Raw genomic sequence first — 17,665 nt, 5'->3', positions numbered from 1 at the left:
TATGGTAATCCCGTGCATCGACGCGCTGGCCACTTTTGCATAAAAACATGAAGCCCGGCATAAAGTGTTTTTTAGCGAAAAATAATATTAATATATTAAATATAGCTTCCTTGCAATATTAGGAGTTTACTTACATTGTTGCATGGATTTCTTAAATTTAATAAGCGAACTTGCTCTGTGAATGTTTTTCACTCTATCATCTGTCTTATCTCTTGCATATCTTTTATTGAACGGATTGAGTATGGCTAATATATTGCTTCTGGTATTCGCGGTTTTTTTATTGCTGGTTTCACTGATTTCTGGATTTTCGTATTTTAAAGACAGAAAAAAGCAAAAGTTGAGTTTTAAAAGCAAGCGTATGAAATTCAATTAAAATAGAGAGATGTTCTTCTCATAACGATGGAAGAGAATCTGATAAGCTCCTGGTTGTTTTCTAACTGGAATTTCTTCATTATTCGCAATTTATGGGAGTATACGGTTCTGTGATCGATGCCCAGGTTTTTTGCTGTTTCATTATTGTTAAGGCCAAGATTTATGGCATTAATGATTTTTAGTTGCGAACGACTCAATGACTGATGCGGGCATTTTAAACAGCGATTCTTCTCTATCGTTATACGTTTCTTATCGCCCGCGATAAATTCATCAAAGAGAATAGACAGGTTTTTTTTGATTGTTTCAAGGCTGTTTTTATGAAATAAAATGACAGCATTTTGAACGCATAAAGGCAGCAGGCAAGGATTAAACGTTATTTCTTTTTTGGTGAAAATTACCACCGCTGGACACTCTGATTTGTATTTTTTCATTTCCTGACATAATAAATACTCGCCAACCTCCATCTCAGTAAAAATTATGTCTGGTTTTGTGAGGTGATCTTGTATGTTGTTTCTTTGGAAACAAAGGTCGCCTATGCCTTTGGTGCTGGAAATTTCTTGGGTAAGTTCCTCTATGGCCTTTTCTAAATAAATGTTTTTGGTAATGATGGCGATTTTTAGCATGATTTTCTTATTTTTAAAAAGACGGAGGAAAAAATTTCGACCGCCGTATGATGTTTTATTTAAGTAACGCCTGATGAGATTAGGATATTTCTTATTTAATATAATGGCAATAGGTTTTAAGAAAGAACAGATTTACTTTTTAATAAAAATTCGCAGCCAAATCAGTACTTTGTGTAGGTGATTTGTTTGTTTTTCAGCATTTTTAATCGCACTAAATGCCAAGATTTGTTATGCCACTATTAATTTGCATTCACGGTTTTTATTAATTAATGGCAATCATTCAGAAAATCATTATGAATATAGCATCCAAAGCTAATCTTTAGCGGCGTCCATTGAATCATAGGGCGAGACGCTATTCGTCATTTAACGGCATGCATGCCGTTGATTTGATACTTCCACCGCGTAGCTATCCGGGACGCGTTGAGCAGGGCGGTTTAACCCACGAACAGGGCCAGCGCTTCCGCGAGGCCATTTTGTCTCGCGGCACGGGTTTTGATTTAACTGCGCTTTATCGCCAGTGGCGCGAGCGCGCTGTTAAGAGTGAACTGATGCTGGAAAACCGCGGTGCCAGGGCATGGCTAAAATGCATTCGCATTCGATTTGACCTTAGCGATAAACCTTTCTGTAAGGGACAAGCCTTCGATGATTTCCTTATCGACTACGGTAATTCCGTATTGGGCAATTAACTCCAGCAGTCCGTCATAGGTCTGTATGAGCTCCAGAAGGCTGTAGATTGTTTTGCGATCGGAAACGGAGGGCATCTCAGAGTTTGCTGAAGATTGATTAACAATCCACTCAAGATTGGCTTTGATTTTTTCTATATCAAGGTAACTATACATATTTCATGGGCTTAAATCCTCATTTCAAGATTTTTTTGAGAAAACGCGTTTCTGACTTCACAGGAAAAAGCTATTGAATAACATCCAAAAACTCTGTTCTGAGAGATGTCGATGATCAAGCCGGATGGGGGCTAGCTGCAGAAGCGGTCATGTCCAAAAGTGCTGCTACTGGCGTATCCCCTAAAGAAGGGCGCGATGTGCGTAGACTTCATTATGGAACGGATCGCCGATATATCAAGAAATCAGCGGATAAAATGTGAATAAGTAAATTTTACTGCGGATAAGGCTGCTCACCTGCAAACCGTATGCAAGAGCTGCAGGTGAGCAATGTGCTATGGAGGCAGTACCATAGCGGCAAAATTTTAGCCTCGCGCTTTGGGCAAAACCAACAAAGCGTTTACCGCCGGGAACATTTTAGGACTTACCTCACTCATCACCGTGCGCAAGGCAAATGAAAACAGGGTATCAACGGGGCTCAATATGATGTCTGCCCCAGGTTCCGCGAAAATTACGATAATGGCCAAAAGAGGCGGTGAGACAAAGCATATAGCCAAATGATTCGCAGCCTTCTTCGACGACATTTTTTACCACTCTGACATATCCATCATTGAGAATTGCATGCCATAAGCCCTGCATGCCGAAGAGCCGAGAGAAGACCAGAATAGCCAACAGGCCGCTGATTAATACGCCGTACCAGGGTGTACGGGTATATTGCGCCAGCTGTGCCAGGGTTTGACGATAATGGATAAGTGGATAAATTAAGGCTAACAGGGCTGCAGTCAGCGCAAACCACAGCCAACTGCCGTGAGAAATAAGATCAAAAAGGGCGTCCAGCTCACGAATGAGCATGGCAAGGAAAAAGCCGCCAACAAGAATATGACAGTAGCGCATGGCGTTATACTGCTTCGCAAGCCGAAAATGAATAAAAACGATGGCCGTTAAAACCAGCTCCTGTACAATTTCGGTGAGTGATAATTCAGAAATATTATAATCCCAAAAGTGGATATCGACCCAAAGGCACAATACCACGAATGCGCAGGCAGAAGCCGCGCCAAGAAAGAAGAGCAAGCTTTTAAATACAGTCATTAATATCACCCATTTTGTTTACGGCTAACAGGATAAATGACGATGATGTAAATGCTGTTCACTTTGTGCGGTATATACCCGTTATACTTCAAGTTGCCTGTGCGTTGGCTTTGTTACTCGGCCTGCGGCTTCGCCCCTTGGGGCCAGCGTAAGCGCTGTTCAAGGCACGAGTACCTTGTCCTGCAACTCGAATTATTTAGGGTAATAATAACCTTTTTAACAGCTAACGCGGATTAGCGTATTTTGCGTCATGTTTTACGGGCATAACGCGAGCGCGACTGGAATAAACCGAGAGGCAGGTGGATATTGGCTGAGGGAGGGAAAATTATCTGGTTAATAAAGGACGCAGATCCCGGCGTCCCATTGCGGATAAGAACAGAACGGCTGGAATTACCCAACGGTGCTTCGCTTGCACGAGTCCAAAGAAATTGCGCGGCAGGTTGTGACTCTGGTATTGGCAGGCCGGGTAAGGCGTCAGCCGCCACCCGGTGAAGATCCGGGGAAGATGTTTAAACAGGTTTGTCATCACTCCCAAACCGGGCGCAGAGCCCGGTTTGTTGAGCCATACGCTTTCACACCTTAAGCAGTTTTACCGTGGCCTCAATGTCTATCTCATCTTCCGAAAAGATGAGGGTGGTTCCCTGGAAGGTGGTAATGGCCAGCTTTTTCACCGAGCGCATTTCGCCAGGCTTAGCGGTGGATTTTGGCCTGATGTTTCCCATCAACAGGCCTACGGAAAGGACCGCATTCTCTTTGTCGATGCGGGCATCGGCGGGCTCTTCCTCGCTGTACACCAGGAAAGATTTGATCGATGTAAGCTTAATCCGCTCGCCTGCAATATAGATATATTTGCTTTCCGGCAGGACTTTTACCGCATAGGCTGACAAACCCTTGTTATTGGTGGTGGGTTCGAAAGTGACTGCTGCATCTTTTTTAATGAGTTCAGGGTTGGCAACCTTAATCACATGAAAATAGCGATTATCGCCGTTTTCATCTTTGATAAATCCAAAACCTTTATCTTTAAACCACGTTGTGATCGTTCCGTTCATCGCCGTTACCGCCTGGTTAATCGTTTATCTACTCAATTTTTGCCGCGCGCAGTGTAAAGCACAACGCCTGCGCAGACCAGGCCTGAATCGCCGGTCTGCGCAGGCCCGCATTGCTTACCACATTAAATCATCGGGAACTTTAAAATCAGCATACGGATCGTCTTCGTCCTGCTCTTCCGCACTTAGCGCGCTGTTTAAGACAATGCTGCTGGCGTCGCGCTGGGCGATTTTATCGGCGACGCTTGCCGGGATAATCGCGTATTTGCTCTCGCCGTCGTTATCGCCGGCCAGACGCGCAATGGCGAGACGGCCGCTAATCAGCTGTGCCTGGGTGGGTTTATCCACGGCGATTTTTTTAATGAAGTTGTTATCCGTGAAGTTAAAATCAATATTGCCTTTTGAAATATCGATTTTATTCATTTCAATAAGCTGCTTAACCTGCGCTTTATACTCTTTCGAGAGCGCCGCCTGCTTTTGCTGCTCGCTAAGCTGCTTATCTCGCTCAAGCTGCGCTTTTTTATTCTCTTCCACTGCTTCTCTGGCTTCGCGAGCCTGAACGCGGGACTTTTTCGCCGTTCTCTGAACTTTGGCCATTTTTTTGCTGGTCACTAACCCGGCTTTAAGCATTTGTTCTTGTAAGGTGAGTTTTGTCATCTTCGTGTCTGAATCCGCTGAATAATGAGTGAGATTATACCTGCAAATGTCCGGGATGTACCAGGCGGTATGATGCGCATAAAGCAATTGCATAAAAAATCACTATTATCGCCATTTGTTTGCTATAAATGCATCTTTATTGATTTTTTATGAGGTGTAGAGATGATTGTCAGAACCTGGCATGGTTGTGTTCCCGTTGAGTTTGGCGATGCGTTTGCGGTTCATTTGCAGGCGACAGGCGTACAGCATTCCCAGGGCATCAGCGGCAACGCGGGGGCATTTGTCAGACGGGAAACGCAGGGGGAGTGGGAACACTTCTTCCTGGCAACGTACTGGCACAATCTGGATGCGGTCATCGCCTTTGCCGGTGAAGCGTATCATGTCGCAGTGACCTATGCGGATGATGAGCAATTCCACCTGTTGTCCGACCCTTACGTTTTTCAGTTTGACGTAGCTGAAGTCGTGGCGATTTGAGTCAGCGTTAGCATAAGCGCGCCGGAGGCAAAAAATTAAGGCCCGAAGGGCCTTAGAATGGGTTATTTCCGTCCCGCCAGTAAACCAATCACCAGCCCGATAGCGCCGGCCGCCAGCAGCCCGGTCAGCGGATTTTCCCTTACGCGCTCGGAGACCTCTGAAACGGCATCCGACGCCTGAGCGGCGTACTTACGGGCCGCGCCTTTTAGCTGATGTTTAGGCGAATCAACCGCATCACCAAATTGCTGCTGGGCTTCCCCGGCGAATTCATTGACTTTGTTGCTCACTTTGTCCGCCAGATTCTGCGCGTCGTTTTCATACTCTTGTGATGACATGGGAGTCTCCTTTCGTTTGACTTATTTAAGTCTAGTGGCTAACAAGCGAAGTACAAATGCTCAGCCGTCGGCGAGCCTCACTCCAGGAATTTTCCACAACGTCCGGGATATAAACCAGGCTGCAGTTTCTGCCACAAAAGTGCTACACTCTGGCGAAAAAAAAACGTCACCAGAATGGGGGGATTGCCGTCATTTCAATTGATTAAGGTAATTCTTAGATATAAGATCCGTCGGGCGCGGGGGCAGGAAAGGCAGCAATTCATAAATAAGAACTATTGATGTTCACAATTCCTCTTTTTTCCTTCATCATTTGTCAGCTTTTACTCCTAATAATCAGCGCTTAGCTCAGCATAAGAAAGAAATTTTTTTACTCAAGGCCGGTATGAACTATAAGAAAGTACTGAAGAACACGTTGCTGCTTGCTCCCGTGGCGATCCTGAGTCTGCAAACCCCAGTCTGGAGCGCAGAGGCCACGAAAACGGCGACCTGCCAGAAGGCGTCGCCTGCGGTGGACAAAGAAGGCGTGCCGTTACCGCCCGTTGTTGGTAAAGAGGGCGCTCAGCCGGCCTCCGCTAAAGACAAGTCCGGCCACGGCGGCGCAACGGCCAACTGTCAGCCTGCGGCCATCGAAAATTAATCATTGACCTCAACCCGGGAGGGACATGGTGCACCCGTTAATTAAGGTGATGCTGGTTGGAGGGAAGGGCGACGGCCTGATGGTTAGCGTTGCCGATAACGCGACGGAGATTTCCGTGACGCCTGCGCAGTACGGCGCGAAATCCGGCCAGCCGCTGAGCTACAGAATCGTATCGCAGACTATCGACGATGAACGCTATTTTTTCGGCGTTTTCAACGAGAGCCATGAGGATACGGACAAACTCAAAAGAGTCGCGCTGACCCGCGGCATGAAAAAACTCTTCAGCTAAGCCGGAGCCGGGCGGCAAGCAGTCGTCCGGTCCGCGCCTGTTTTGTTTTCCTTTCGCATCCGATACAGTAGCGCCAAACGCTTTTATCAGTTTCGGGAATCTATGATTAACCATATCCGGATAAAAAATTTCAGATCGGTCAGGGATATTGAGCTGGAACTCGGTGCGCTGAATATCGTCTTTGGCCCCAACGGCTGCGGTAAATCCAATATCTATAAAGCCATCCACCTGTTAACCGCCTGCGCCGACGGGAAGTTTTCCGGCTATATCAGCGATGAGGGCGGGCTGGAAAACATTATGTGGTCCGGGCCAGGCGCGCCGACCGACCGCTTTCCGCGGCGGCTGCAGATTGGCTGTCTGACCGACGAGTTTGACTACCAGCTGCAGGTGGGTTTTCCGGAAAAGCTGCCTTATCCTACCCAGTTTCAGCTGGATCCAATCGTTAAAGAGGAGTCGATCTGGCTGGCGGGATTTTCCCGACGTCCTTCATCGCGCGTGCTGGAACGTAAAAACCAGGCGGCGTTCCTGGTGGATGTGAATGGCGAAAAGAGTACTTTTACCGACGCCATTTACGAGAATGAATCGATTTTTGGCCAACTGGGCGAGCCGCACCGTTTTCCGGAGGTCTCGCGGGTCAGGGAAACCATGCGCCACTGGCGCTTTTATCACGAATTCAATATTGGCAGACTCTCACCGCTGCGACACCCGACGGTAGGCTACCGCTCGCCGGTGCTCGACAGCGATGGGCACAACCTCGCCGCCGCCTTTCAGACCATCGTGGAAATCGGCGCCGAAGAGCTGCTGCATGAGATCCTCGGCGAAGCGTTCCCGGCGTGTACCTTTTATTGTGAAAACGAAAACTCGCGTTTCTCGATGAAGATGCGCCGTAACGGCGTCTGGCGGCCTTTACTGGCGGCGGAAATGTCCGACGGCACGCTGCGCTTCCTGTGCCTGGCGGTGGCGCTATTAAGCCCGCGCCCTCCGGCATTTCTGGCCATTAACGAGCCGGAAAACAGCCTGCATCGCCAGATGTTCCCGGCGCTGGCCCGGCTGATTGTCGAAGCGTCCCGCTATAGCCAAATCTGGTTAACCAGCCACTCCACCGAGCTGGCTGAGCTGATTTCATCGATGGCGGAAGCGCGCCTTTACGGGCTGGAAAATAGCGACGGGGAAACGCGGATCGCCGGCTAGCGGCAACAGCCTTACCCGGCGTCTTAACGGTGTATTGCCGACGCGCCGCCGGAGGGTTTCCGGCGGCCTGGCGTTATGCTGCGGCCGGGAGCAGGGTTTTGCTGCCTTTCAGGGTAAACAGCGAAATGACGGTAAAGCTCAGGGTAATACAGCCCAGGATCAGATAAGCCTGATGGAAGCCGACGGTATCATACATCCGTCCTACCCACGCCGAGAGCACAACGCCCGACAGCTGTTTCGATAAATTAAAGCCGATCAGGAACAGCGTCGCCGAAAGTTTTGGGTTAAATGCCGACGAGATATATTTAAAGGTGCCAACCAGCAGGAAAGGGATCTCAAACATATGCAGCATTTTTAATATAATCACTTCCACCGCCGAGGTCGCGAAAGAGGAGCCTAAAATTCGGACTGACATAATTACCCCAGCTATTAACAGGGCATTCTTGGCGCCAATTCGGTTAATAATTGCCGGCGCGCAGAACATGATCAGCGCATTGAGTAATTCCCCACCGGTGGTCACGAAGCCAAACACTTCGGTGCCGCGCTGCGGGCTGGCGAAGAAGCCTTTAAAAAAGTTGGCGAACTGCTGGTCGAAAACGTCATAGACGCTGGCGACGCCAACGACATAAATAATAAAGCCCCAGAAGCGCGGCATCCGCAAGAGCTCGGCGGCGGTGCGCATGGAGAAAGCCTGACGGTTGGCGCCCAGGGCGTCGATAACCTCGGCGCTATTGCTGCTTTCCGGCTTCGAGACCCACAGCAGCACGCCGAGGATCAGCGCGAAGCCGGAGGCGATCCAGAAGGTAATATTGGGGTCGATACTAAACAGAATGCCGGTGATCGAGGCGCACAGCGCCCAGCCGACGCAGCCGGAGACGCGCACTTTACCGTATTCAAAACGGTTGGCGCGGCTGACGCGTTCAATATAGGCTTCTACCGCCCCGGAGCCGCTGGAGAAGACGATCCCCAGATAGATCCCGCCCACCAGCGCGCCCGCGATGATATTCATCTGCAGCAGCGGAGAGAAAACAAAAATAAAGAACGGGGCAAACAGGATTAATAAAATCGTAATCGTCCACAGCAGATGTTTGCGCAGGCCGAGCTTATCGGAAATCAGGCCAAACACCGGCTGGAAAATTATCGCGAATAGCGAAATGGAGGAGAAGACGATCCCCGTTTCGGTTTTGGTTAAATGGTTTACTTCCGCCAGCCACACCGGGAAGAAGGGGAAGTAGGCTGACATAATGAAATAGTAGAAGAAAAAGAACAGCATGAAATATATAAAATTATGCCGTTCTCGTGGCGCGAGTTCAGAGAGTTTCATTGTGAATATTCCATATTATTATGCCTGTAAGGTTGGGGGCTGGCGCCCCCGATTATTATTGGAAATGAATCGTTAACTGATATTGCCATTGTGTCTCAAGCAGCAGCCATTGCTGTAGTACGCTGGGTGTCCAGGAGTCATCGCCGCCGATGCCCATGTGTTGAGCATCGAGCGCGATCCAGACGCCGTTTTCCGGCTTCATCCTGTGCCAGTGATCGGTCTCCATTAACTGCTCGGTGCTGTAGGGCTGTACGGAGAAGTGGAAATCGCCCGCGACGTGCCAGCGCCCCCAGTCCAGCGCTTTGTTATCGCAGCGCAGGCCGTTTTCCGTCGGGAAAATGTACGGTGTGGTCATCTCTTCCAGCGGCAGCTGCCAGCGGGAGAAACAGGCGCTGGTGCGGCGGTCCGGATAGTTTTCATGCGGGCCGTAGCCGAGCCAGGAAACCGGTTGATGCTGGTCCGGAACCTGGAAATTCAGCCCGATGCGCGGCAGAGGCGGCAGGGTGCCGGCGCGTTCGCCATTGACCGCCAGATGCAGCTTGCCTTCGCCATCAAACGTCATCCGCCAGTGGCTGACAATCACCACTTCGTCGCCGCGCAGATAGTGCCAGCGGCTATCGATAACCACTTCATGGGCCAGGCGCTGGGCGTCGCACTGTACGCAGCGGGCGCTGAGGCCGTAGAGCCCGGCGCTCTTCCAGCGTTCAACCCAGGCGTTGGGGTCGATGCGCTCCACTTCGCTGACGCCGATATCGTTATCCAGCGGGGCGCGCACAAACTGGTCGCGCAGCGGCGTCAGCAGCTGTTCCACACCCTCTACCTGCCAGTGGGTCAGCAGGCCGCTCTCCCGGTCGATAGTCCATTGCTGCGAGCCGCTGCGTACGGTCCAGGCCGCGTCGCTGCTCTCCAGCGCTGGCGCCGTGCCGACGGGGGAAGGCCGGCGCAGCGCCAGCGGGGCGGCGAGCGGGAACTGCTGCCAGGCGACGCGATGCCCGGCGTCGGACCAGGCGGTGGCCTGCGGCTGGACAACCTCCAGCGTCAGCCACACCGCTTCGGCGCCCACGGGCAGCGTCAGCGCATCGCACAGCGTCAGCTCGCCCTGGCCTTCAGGGCTCAGCTCAAGCTTCACTTGACCCTCGGCAAAGGTTTCTCCGGCGGCCTGGACCTGCCAGCGCAGCGCTTCGTTATCGGTGGCGCGGAACAGATATTCGCTGCTGATGCTGATACGCAGCGGGGATTGCGCAAGCAGGGTAAACTGGAAGTACTGCTGCGCGTGTTTCGCTTCAATTAATGAAGGGTGCGGGCGGCGGTCGGGGAAGACCAGGCCGTTCATACAGAACTGGCGATCGTTCGGCGTATCGCCAAAATCACCGCCGTAGGCCCAGCCGACGCTGCCGTCGTCGAAGGTTTTGCTGATGGCCTGATCCGCCCAGTCCCAGATAAACCCGCCCTGCAGGCGCGGATAGTCGCGGAAGGCCTGCCAGTAATCAGCAAAGTTGCCGAGGCTGTTGCCCATCGCGTGGGCGTATTCGCAGAGGATCAGCGGGCGCTGCTCGCCCGGCAGACTGATCCACTTTTTGATCCCCCATTTCGGCACCGTCGGAATCCGCTGATCGCGCTCAACGCGGGCGTACATCGGACAGATAATATCGGTGGTGGTGCTGTCGGCGCCTCCGCCCTCGTACTGCACCGGGCGGGAGGGATCGTTGCGCTTCAGCCAGTGATACATCGCTTCATGGTTGCCGCCGCCGCCGGATTCGTTCCCCAGCGACCAGATAATAATCGACGGGTGGTTGCGATTGCTTTGCAACATCCGGCTGACGCGGGCGCTGAAGGCCGGCAGCCAGGCCGGATCGTCGGAAAGACGATTCATCGGCACCATGCCGTGGGTTTCAATATTGGCTTCGTCAACGACGTACAGGCCATAGCGATTGCACAGCTCGTACCAGCGCGGGGTGTTTGGATAATGCGAGCAGCGCACGGCGTTAAAGTTGTTCTGCTTCATCAGCAGGATGTCCTGCACCATATCCTCTTCGGTCACCACCTGGCCGCGCTGGTGATGGTGCTCGTGACGGTTGACGCCGCGGATCAGCAGCGGTTTGCCGTTTAACAGCAGCAGGCCGTTTTTGATTTCAACCCGGCGAAAGCCGATATCCCAGGCTTCAGCCTCGATCGTTTCATCGCCGCGGCACAGGGACACCACCGCCCGATAGCAGTTTGGCGTTTCCGCGCTCCACAGCGCCGGTCGCTCTACCGGCAGACGAATCGCCGCGCGTTCGGCATAGCTTCCGCGCTCATCGATAATCGGCGAACCCGGCAACTGCTGGTGGCTGGCGACCAGACGATCGTCATCCCACAGTTCGATCTTCACCGTCAGCGCCTCCAGCAGCGCGACCGGCGCGGCGACGCTTAAATTCACCAGCAGCTCGGCATCCCGGTAGAGCGCATCAAGCTGCGGCGTAAGCTGAACGTCGCAGAGGTGGAGGGTCGGTTTGTTCAGCAGCCAGACCGAACGGAAGATGCCGCTCATGCGCCACATATCCTGGTCTTCAAGCCAGGTACCCGCGCTCCAGCGCATCACCATCACGCAGATGCGGTTATCGCCCGGCTGAAGGTAGGGCGAGAGATCGAAAGCCGCGGGCAGGCGACTGTCCTGCGAATAACCGACCCATTCGCCGTTGCACCACAGATGGAAAGCCGAATTAACGCCGTCGAAGATAATCTGCGTCTGGCCGTCGGTTCGCCAGCTCTCATCGACGCTGAACGTCAGCGAGTAGCAGCCGGTCGGATTCTCCTCAGGTACGCGCGGCGGCGTAGTGTCGATCGGGTAGCGGACGTTGGTGTAGATCGGAGCGTCGTAGCCTTCCATTTGCCAGTTTGACGGCACCGGCGTACTGCGGCTGTCCGGCAGATCGTCTTCCAGCCAGCGGGCATCCACGTCAAACGGGCTGCGGGCCCAGGAGAACTGCCACTGGCCATCAAGCCGGCGGCGGAACGCCGAGGGCTGGTTTTTCCGCGCCGCGTCGGTATCGCGCCAGCTGGCGAAAGTCGGGTGGGCCGGTAAACGGTTGAGATGGGTAATGGTCTGGTTCTGCCAGTCTTCGCGGGCGAGAATCTGATGGAACGTTGCTGCTGCGGCGGAATGAGAGTCGTGTTGTTGCATACGTATTCCTGACGGATAAGTGATAAAAATGTCATTCGCTAGACAATATAATTTTGTTATCAGTTATTTTCGCTATAGCCGCAATATTGGCGAAAATGAAACCCACTGGCGATCACGAAAAGCTGGAAAAACAGCTGATTTTTGTCGTCTTTTAAACATAAAATGTTAGCGGACGACATTGAGGTTTTAATTCAGAAGGAGTGCACTATGCAGCGTCGCCTGGCAACGCTTGACGATGTGGCCCGCGAGGCCGGCGTGTCTCAGCAGACGGTCTCCCGGGTGCTGAATAATCCGGACGTGGTGTCTGAACGAACCCGCGATAAGGTCATTCGCGCGATGCAGGCGCTGCGCTACGTACCGAACCGTTCCGCTCAGCTGCTGGCGGGGAAATCCGCGCCGTCGATTGGGCTGATAACCGCTTCGCTGACGCTGCACGCGCCTTCACAAATCGCCGCGGCGGTGAAAAGCTACGCCGGTCTGCATCAGCTTGAGGTCTCGATTGCGATGCCGGTGCAGGTCGACTATCCGTCGCTGCAGGCGCGGCTTAATGAGTTTCGCGCCCAGCATATTCGCGGCGCGATTATCAGCCTGCCGCTCGAAAGCAGCCTCGCGGAGCGGCTGGTGGTGGAAAACCCCGATATCGCCTGCATGTTTCTTGATGTTTCGCCGGAGACCGACGTGTGCTGCGTGCGTTTCGATCATCGCGACGGCTGCGGCGCGTGCGTGCGGCATCTCTGGGACGCCGGGCACCGGGAGTTCGGCCTGCTGGCCGGGCCGGAGAGCTCGGTCTCCGCGCGCATGCGATTGAGCAGCTGGCGCGAGGCGCTGCATCGGCTGGGCGTCAGTAATGCGGTGACGGTGTTTGGCGACTGGAGCGCCGCCAGCGGCTGGAACAAAACGTTTGAGCTCCTTCATCACCATCCGCGCATTAGCGCCATCGTGGTGGCTAACGATCAGATGGCGCTCGGGGTACTGAGCGCGCTGGCGCAGTTGAATCGCACCGGCAGCCAGGCGATCTCGGTCACCGGTTATGACGATACCGCTGACAGCCTCTACTTCCAGCCGCCGCTGACCACCGTCGCCCAGGATTTTAACGTTCTGGGAAAAAGGGCGGTTGAGCTGCTCATCCAGCTAATGGCTGCCCCGCAGATGAAGATCCGCGAGCTGCTGCCGACGCGCCTGATTATCCGCCAATCCACCTGGCCCTGCGCGGGCGCCAGGCAGGAGGAGCAAGAGGGTCTTGTCGCGCAGATCAAAGCGCTGGTGGAAAAGCTGTAAGCAACGGTCCGTTTAGCTTTCATTGATGTTGCGCGTGATAGCTTATCGGACAAGCGTACTCAGGGGGTTATGCCCTGAACGTAAAAATGCAAAACACAATCTATCCATGCAAGCATTCATTCACCGCCAGTCACATGGCGGTTTTTTTTTGCCCGTTTTCGGTCGTTAGAATATGGCGTTATTTTATTTAATTCTGCCTCCTGGTCGATTACTCGCCGCTGTTAAGCATAAATGCGCTGTTTTCACGCCGCGGTGTCAGAAAATTTCCCCGGCTTATACTTTTTTATCCAGCATAAAATGCTGTTGACCGGGGGCGGCAGGGCGCGCTTTTTTTAGCGCCATTCGGCTATGCTGAAAGCCAAAGCAGGCGAGTGAAAGGCAACGTCATGATGATATTAAAAGATAAAGAGCACGTGGACTCGGTTGACTGGCGGACGGTGGCGGAGATTATCGCCGCCGCAGGTCTCAATCAGCGGGACGTCGCGCTGGTGGAGCGCGCGTTTCGCCATAGTACCTTTTGCTGGTTTGGCTATGAAAACGGGCAGCTTATTGCCGTTGCCCGGGCGATTAGCGACCTGACCTGGTGCAGCTATCTGGCAGATGTCGCGGTGCACCCGCGCTGTCAGGGAAAGGGGTACGGGCAGCAGCTGATGCAATCGGTTAGCGATCGGCTGCGGCCGTTCGGCAAAACCTTCATCTACTCGGTGGTGGATAAAGTCGGCTTTTATCGCCGCTTTGGTTTTGAAACGCTGACCACGGGCATGGTCTGCGCCAGCGAAGAGGCGATAGCGCGTATGCGCGAGCAGGGATTTGTTGGCTAGTAAATACCGCTTAAAAAAACGCATTTACCAAACGGTTTAAATGGCTGCTGAATGAATCACTGCCATTACCCGCGCCGCTGAAGATTATTTCGCTGGCCCTTGCCGGTTGCTGCCGTAAATAATCGGATAAACTTAGTCGGCTACAGCCGGTCCAGTTAATTATGACAGATAGCCTGGGTTAAAAGGGTAAACTGTGTTACACAGTCCCATTCTCCTGGCAAACATCTGGATGGGATTATGCTGACAACTCTGATTTACAGAAGTCAGATGCATTTAACACAAGAAACCGATCTCATACTGCTGGTTGAAAAAGCGAATGCTGAGAACGCAGCACGCGGGATTACGGGCATACTTCTTTTAAAAGATAATGTTTACCTTCAGATACTTGAGGGGGATGAGTGCGTGCTTGAGCAGCTATTCAGCACGATCAAGCAAGACGATCGCCACCATCAGGTTGTCGAGCTGATGCGTGATTACGCGCCGCGCCGGCGCTTCGAAAACGTAGGGATGATGTTTTTTGACCTGAATAAACTGCAAACCGCCGACGTCCTGACAAAGGTTCGCCAGCTTAGCCAACTGAAAGGTTATCTTTCCACCGAAGAGCGCGTCTATAAATTTATCCATACTTTTATCAGTCAAAAAAGCGCTGCCGCGCCGTCACCCTTTTTACGGCCTGACAAATGGTCGCTTCATTCGCGTAAACATGCATTTCATGCGCCGCAAGAATCGTTTTTTGCCGGTCAATGCTGTCAGTTTGCTTTCCAGCCCATTATCGAACCGTTGGCCGGGAATATCACTTCGCTTGAAGCGCTTATTCGTGATAAAGACGGCGGTAGTCCCGCCAATTTCTTTGCCTCGATTCCGCCAGAGCAACGTTATAAAGTTGATCTCAAAGCGAAATCAGTTGCCTTTGCCCTGGCGAAAGAAATCAATATTGGCGACCATAAAATATCCATTAATATCCTTCCGATGTCTCTGGTTGTTATTCCTGATGCCATTGAATACCTGTTGCAGGAAATAAAAAAACAGGGTCTTGAACCCGAACAGGTGATCGTGGAGGTGACGGAAGATGAAATGATCTCCGGTTTTAGCCAGTTCAGCAGCGCGATAAAAAAACTGCGCGTCTCTGGTATGGGGCTGGCAATTGATGACTTTGGCGCCGGTTATGCTGGACTCTCGTTGTTGACAAAAATTCAGCCTGATAAAGTTAAAATCGACCGCGAGATTATTACCGATATCCATCAGAGCGGCCCTAAACAAGCGGTGGTAAGATCGATTATCAACTGCTGCCGTGAACTTGAGATTGCGGTGGTTGCTGAAGGCATAGAGCGGATAGAGGAGTGGTGCTGGCTCGAATCTGCGGGTATTAAACGCTTCCAGGGATTTTTATTTGCCATGCCGAAAGTCAACGGCGTCGGTGACATACGCTGGCCTGGGGAAAAGTGAAGCCTGATTTGCCTTAATGTACCGAGCGGTTTGCCTCCAACAGCAGCGCAGGCGAGGAGACATTGCGTATTCCGCCTGGAGTATCCCTATTTTTTGAAGCTGAACCGGCCAATAGTTGCTGATGGCCGGTAAGCTCATGACTAACCGCAAGCCCTGCATATTCCCAATCTATAACAGACTGACCCTTGTTAATCATCAAGCCTGTCATGACTGATTTCATCTTCGTGGGTGCTTATCAACTGCGTGAGCGCTATTTGTTCCTGAAACTTGGTCAGAAGCAGTTCTGCGTCCGTCTTCAGAACGTCTTCAGATGATTCCAGTACCGAATTTATCGCTTTCGTTACGCTGCTAACTAATTCCGCGACGCCGCCTTCCTTGCCGATAGCGAGCATCAGCGCGCTAATGAGCAAAGACTGCGCCTCGACCTGGGCAGCAAGCTGCTTACTTTCGGCATCCATGGCGGAAATTTTAGCAATTATGCTGAGAATGACATTATTCATTGTATCCCTCAAATCAATAAGTTAGAGCGGGTTGTTGATGGCTATATTCGCTGTTGATAATCCGAATTAACCATAGAACATAAATATGCCAGAAAAAATATCGGTAGCGTTAGTCAGGTTTTGGACATCACCAAAGTAAAGCATGAAAACGCGCCGGTCCCACTTCCATATTCCTCCAACGATCGCGCCCGACAGAGCGCAAAGGAGCATGAAGAGTGTGGTTGTTGAAAAGAAAGACGCCAGGCTTGAGGTCGTGTTTACCCTGGCCGACCTCTGATGTTTCTTGCTTCAGCATCAACTCATACAGGCGAACAGGAAAATGTGCGGATGTTTAACCGGCAGGACAAGCTCGTTGGCAAGAGCGGCTGGCTCTGTTCAACGAGATACAGCATGGGCTGACGCCAGACCATGAATATGGCTCATGTTGTAATGAAATTAACTCGCTTTCACTCATCTAATGGCTCTGGCATAACATGCTGTATTCGATATAGATAATATGAAGATGAAGACTGCTTATGGAAGCCTGCGCCAGCCTGCAACCATCAGAAAGGACTGCAGTTTTTATCTCAGAACTTAGGATGCACATCTGCAATGAATCAACAATTTACCTTTACTATTAAACGCACTCTCTTTGATGAAAACTATAACCCCTCAGAAAATACGCGTATTACAACCAACTTTGCTAATTTAGCAAGAGGGGAAAATCGCCAGGAGAATCTGCGCAATACCTTAGTCATGATTGACAATCGTTTCAATACGCTGGCGCACTGGGATAACCCCAAAGGCGATCGCTATGCCGTTGTGCTGGAAATTATTTCAGCCGAAATGAATATCAGCGCCACCGGCGATACCTTTCCGGTGATTGAAATATTGCAAACCAGCATTATTGATAAAAAGACCGATGAACGTATTGCGGGTATCGTTGGCAATAATTTCTCTTCGTACGTTCGCGACTACGACTTTAGCGTATTGCTGTTAGACCATAATAAAGGACGCGCAGGTTTTAGCCTTCCGGAAGGATTCGGCGATTTGCACGGCAACATATTTAAACATTTCGTCAATTCAGCGGAGTACAAGGCCAATTTCAAAAAATCACCGGTTATTTGCCTTAGCGTCTCCAGCAAAGACACCTATCACCAGACCGGAAATCAACATCCTGTCCTGGGGCTCGAATACCGCCCAGAGGGTTCATCGTTGACTGAGCAATATTTTGGCAAAATGGGCCTGAAGGTTCGCTACTTTATGCCGAAAAACAGCGTTGCGCCTTTGGCCTTTTATTTCTCAGGGGATTTGCTGAGCGATTACACGAGCCTTGAGCTGATTAGCACCATCAGCACGATGGAGACGTTCCAGAAGATATACCGCCCGGAGATCTACAACGCCAACTCTGCCGCAGGACTCTGCTATCAGCCCGATCTGCACCATCAGGACCATTCATTAACCAAAATTGTTTACGATCGTGAAGAGCGCAGCCAGCTGGCGGTAGAGCAGGGGAAGTTTACCGAAGAGCACTTTATTAAACCGTATAAAAATATTCTGCAGCAATGGTCTGCTCATTACGCTCTTTAAGACATCGCATATATA

18 protein-coding genes are annotated in these 17,665 nt (G+C 51.5%); 10 read left to right on the top strand and 8 right to left on the bottom strand.

Translation table 11 applies throughout. The features are described from left to right. Positions 1 to 181: 181 nt before the first annotated feature. Positions 182 to 373 (top strand): small membrane protein, encoded by a 192-nt coding sequence (locus FQK12_RS27970; protein WP_368856263.1) that lies wholly within the window; start codon positions 182 to 184, stop codon positions 371 to 373. On the opposite strand, the gene FQK12_RS06335 is transcribed toward FQK12_RS27970, so the two are convergent. Then, positions 366 to 995: a helix-turn-helix transcriptional regulator gene (locus tag FQK12_RS06335; RefSeq protein WP_014229519.1), complete on the bottom strand. Its 630-nt coding sequence runs from the start codon at positions 993 to 995 to the stop codon at positions 366 to 368. The genes FQK12_RS27970 and FQK12_RS06335 overlap by 8 nt on opposite strands. Positions 996 to 1,381: 386 nt before the next feature. On the opposite strand from FQK12_RS06335, the gene FQK12_RS06330 reads away from it, so the two are divergent. Beyond that, positions 1,382 to 1,681 carry a hypothetical protein gene (locus FQK12_RS06330; RefSeq protein WP_125932922.1) on the top strand — a complete coding sequence of 100 codons (300 nt, stop codon included), beginning with the start codon at positions 1,382 to 1,384 and terminating at the stop codon, positions 1,679 to 1,681. Positions 1,682 to 2,299: 618 nt separating this feature from the next. Here the strand turns inward: FQK12_RS06330 and FQK12_RS06320 are convergent. From FQK12_RS06320 to FQK12_RS06310, 3 genes are all read right to left on the bottom strand, one after another. Next, positions 2,300 to 2,920 (bottom strand): hypothetical protein, encoded by a 621-nt coding sequence (locus tag FQK12_RS06320; RefSeq protein ID WP_014229517.1) that lies wholly within the window; start codon positions 2,918 to 2,920, stop codon positions 2,300 to 2,302. 572 nt (positions 2,921 to 3,492) lie between these two features. Next, on the bottom strand, positions 3,493 to 3,969 hold the full coding sequence (locus tag FQK12_RS06315) for a cold-shock protein (RefSeq protein ID WP_004851238.1): 477 nt from the start codon (positions 3,967 to 3,969) through the stop codon (positions 3,493 to 3,495). A gap of 114 nt (positions 3,970 to 4,083) precedes the next feature. Beyond that, on the bottom strand, positions 4,084 to 4,623 hold the full coding sequence (locus tag FQK12_RS06310; protein WP_014229516.1) for a DUF2058 domain-containing protein: 540 nt from the start codon (positions 4,621 to 4,623) through the stop codon (positions 4,084 to 4,086). Positions 4,624 to 4,785: 162 nt separating this feature from the next. Between FQK12_RS06310 and FQK12_RS06305 the strand changes: the two genes are divergently transcribed. After that, positions 4,786 to 5,097 carry a hypothetical protein gene (locus FQK12_RS06305; RefSeq protein ID WP_014229515.1) on the top strand — a complete coding sequence of 104 codons (312 nt, stop codon included), beginning with the start codon at positions 4,786 to 4,788 and terminating at the stop codon, positions 5,095 to 5,097. A gap of 62 nt (positions 5,098 to 5,159) precedes the next feature. On the opposite strand, the gene FQK12_RS06300 is transcribed toward FQK12_RS06305, so the two are convergent. Then, positions 5,160 to 5,432: a YqjD family protein gene (locus tag FQK12_RS06300; RefSeq protein ID WP_004851233.1), complete on the bottom strand. Its 273-nt coding sequence runs from the start codon at positions 5,430 to 5,432 to the stop codon at positions 5,160 to 5,162. A 382-nt stretch (positions 5,433 to 5,814) separates the two neighbouring features. Between FQK12_RS06300 and FQK12_RS06295 the strand changes: the two genes are divergently transcribed. The 3 genes from FQK12_RS06295 (at position 5,815) to FQK12_RS06285 (ending at position 7,549) form a co-directional block, all read left to right on the top strand. After that, positions 5,815 to 6,069 carry a hypothetical protein gene (locus FQK12_RS06295; RefSeq protein ID WP_014229514.1) on the top strand — a complete coding sequence of 85 codons (255 nt, stop codon included), beginning with the start codon at positions 5,815 to 5,817 and terminating at the stop codon, positions 6,067 to 6,069. Positions 6,070 to 6,097: 28 nt separating this feature from the next. After that, positions 6,098 to 6,358, top strand: coding sequence for a hypothetical protein (locus tag FQK12_RS06290; RefSeq protein ID WP_014229513.1), 261 nt, complete (start codon positions 6,098 to 6,100; stop codon positions 6,356 to 6,358). A gap of 102 nt (positions 6,359 to 6,460) precedes the next feature. After that, positions 6,461 to 7,549 carry an AAA family ATPase gene (locus FQK12_RS06285; protein WP_014229512.1) on the top strand — a complete coding sequence of 363 codons (1,089 nt, stop codon included), beginning with the start codon at positions 6,461 to 6,463 and terminating at the stop codon, positions 7,547 to 7,549. A 73-nt stretch (positions 7,550 to 7,622) separates the two neighbouring features. Here FQK12_RS06285 and FQK12_RS06280 read toward each other — a convergent pair whose 3' ends face one another. After that, positions 7,623 to 8,873 carry an MFS transporter gene (locus tag FQK12_RS06280; protein WP_014229511.1) on the bottom strand — a complete coding sequence of 417 codons (1,251 nt, stop codon included), beginning with the start codon at positions 8,871 to 8,873 and terminating at the stop codon, positions 7,623 to 7,625. 55 nt (positions 8,874 to 8,928) lie between these two features. Then, positions 8,929 to 12,036, bottom strand: a complete 3,108-nt coding sequence (locus tag FQK12_RS06275) for a beta-galactosidase (RefSeq protein ID WP_014229510.1) — start codon at positions 12,034 to 12,036, stop codon at positions 8,929 to 8,931. Positions 12,037 to 12,243: 207 nt separating this feature from the next. Here FQK12_RS06275 and FQK12_RS06270 point away from each other — a divergent pair, with 207 nt between their 5' ends. The 3 genes from FQK12_RS06270 to FQK12_RS06260 all read left to right on the top strand — a co-directional run bounded on the left by FQK12_RS06270 (position 12,244) and on the right by FQK12_RS06260 (position 15,581). After that, positions 12,244 to 13,314 carry a LacI family DNA-binding transcriptional regulator gene (locus FQK12_RS06270; RefSeq protein WP_038423158.1) on the top strand — a complete coding sequence of 357 codons (1,071 nt, stop codon included), beginning with the start codon at positions 12,244 to 12,246 and terminating at the stop codon, positions 13,312 to 13,314. Positions 13,315 to 13,700: 386 nt separating this feature from the next. After that, entirely contained in the window at positions 13,701 to 14,135 is a 435-nt protein-coding gene (locus FQK12_RS06265; RefSeq protein ID WP_014229506.1) for a GNAT family N-acetyltransferase, read from the top strand. Between the two features lie 237 nt (positions 14,136 to 14,372). Continuing rightward, positions 14,373 to 15,581 carry a diguanylate phosphodiesterase gene (locus tag FQK12_RS06260; RefSeq protein ID WP_014229505.1) on the top strand — a complete coding sequence of 403 codons (1,209 nt, stop codon included), beginning with the start codon at positions 14,373 to 14,375 and terminating at the stop codon, positions 15,579 to 15,581. A gap of 188 nt (positions 15,582 to 15,769) precedes the next feature. Here FQK12_RS06260 and iraP read toward each other — a convergent pair whose 3' ends face one another. After that, entirely contained in the window at positions 15,770 to 16,081 is a 312-nt protein-coding gene (gene iraP, locus FQK12_RS06255) for an anti-adapter protein IraP (RefSeq protein WP_004851215.1), read from the bottom strand. A gap of 591 nt (positions 16,082 to 16,672) precedes the next feature. Here iraP and FQK12_RS06250 point away from each other — a divergent pair. Further along, complete coding sequence (locus FQK12_RS06250; RefSeq protein ID WP_014229504.1) at positions 16,673 to 17,650, top strand: DUF1852 domain-containing protein; 978 nt, start codon at positions 16,673 to 16,675, stop codon at positions 17,648 to 17,650. Positions 17,651 to 17,665: the final 15 nt, after the last annotated feature.

It is taken from the genome of Klebsiella sp. ME-303 (genome assembly GCF_007910085.1).
Lineage (GTDB): Bacteria > Pseudomonadota > Gammaproteobacteria > Enterobacterales > Enterobacteriaceae > Klebsiella > Klebsiella michiganensis.
Note: the sequence above shows the minus strand (reverse complement) of the source record. Positions and strands in the feature narration are given on the sequence as shown.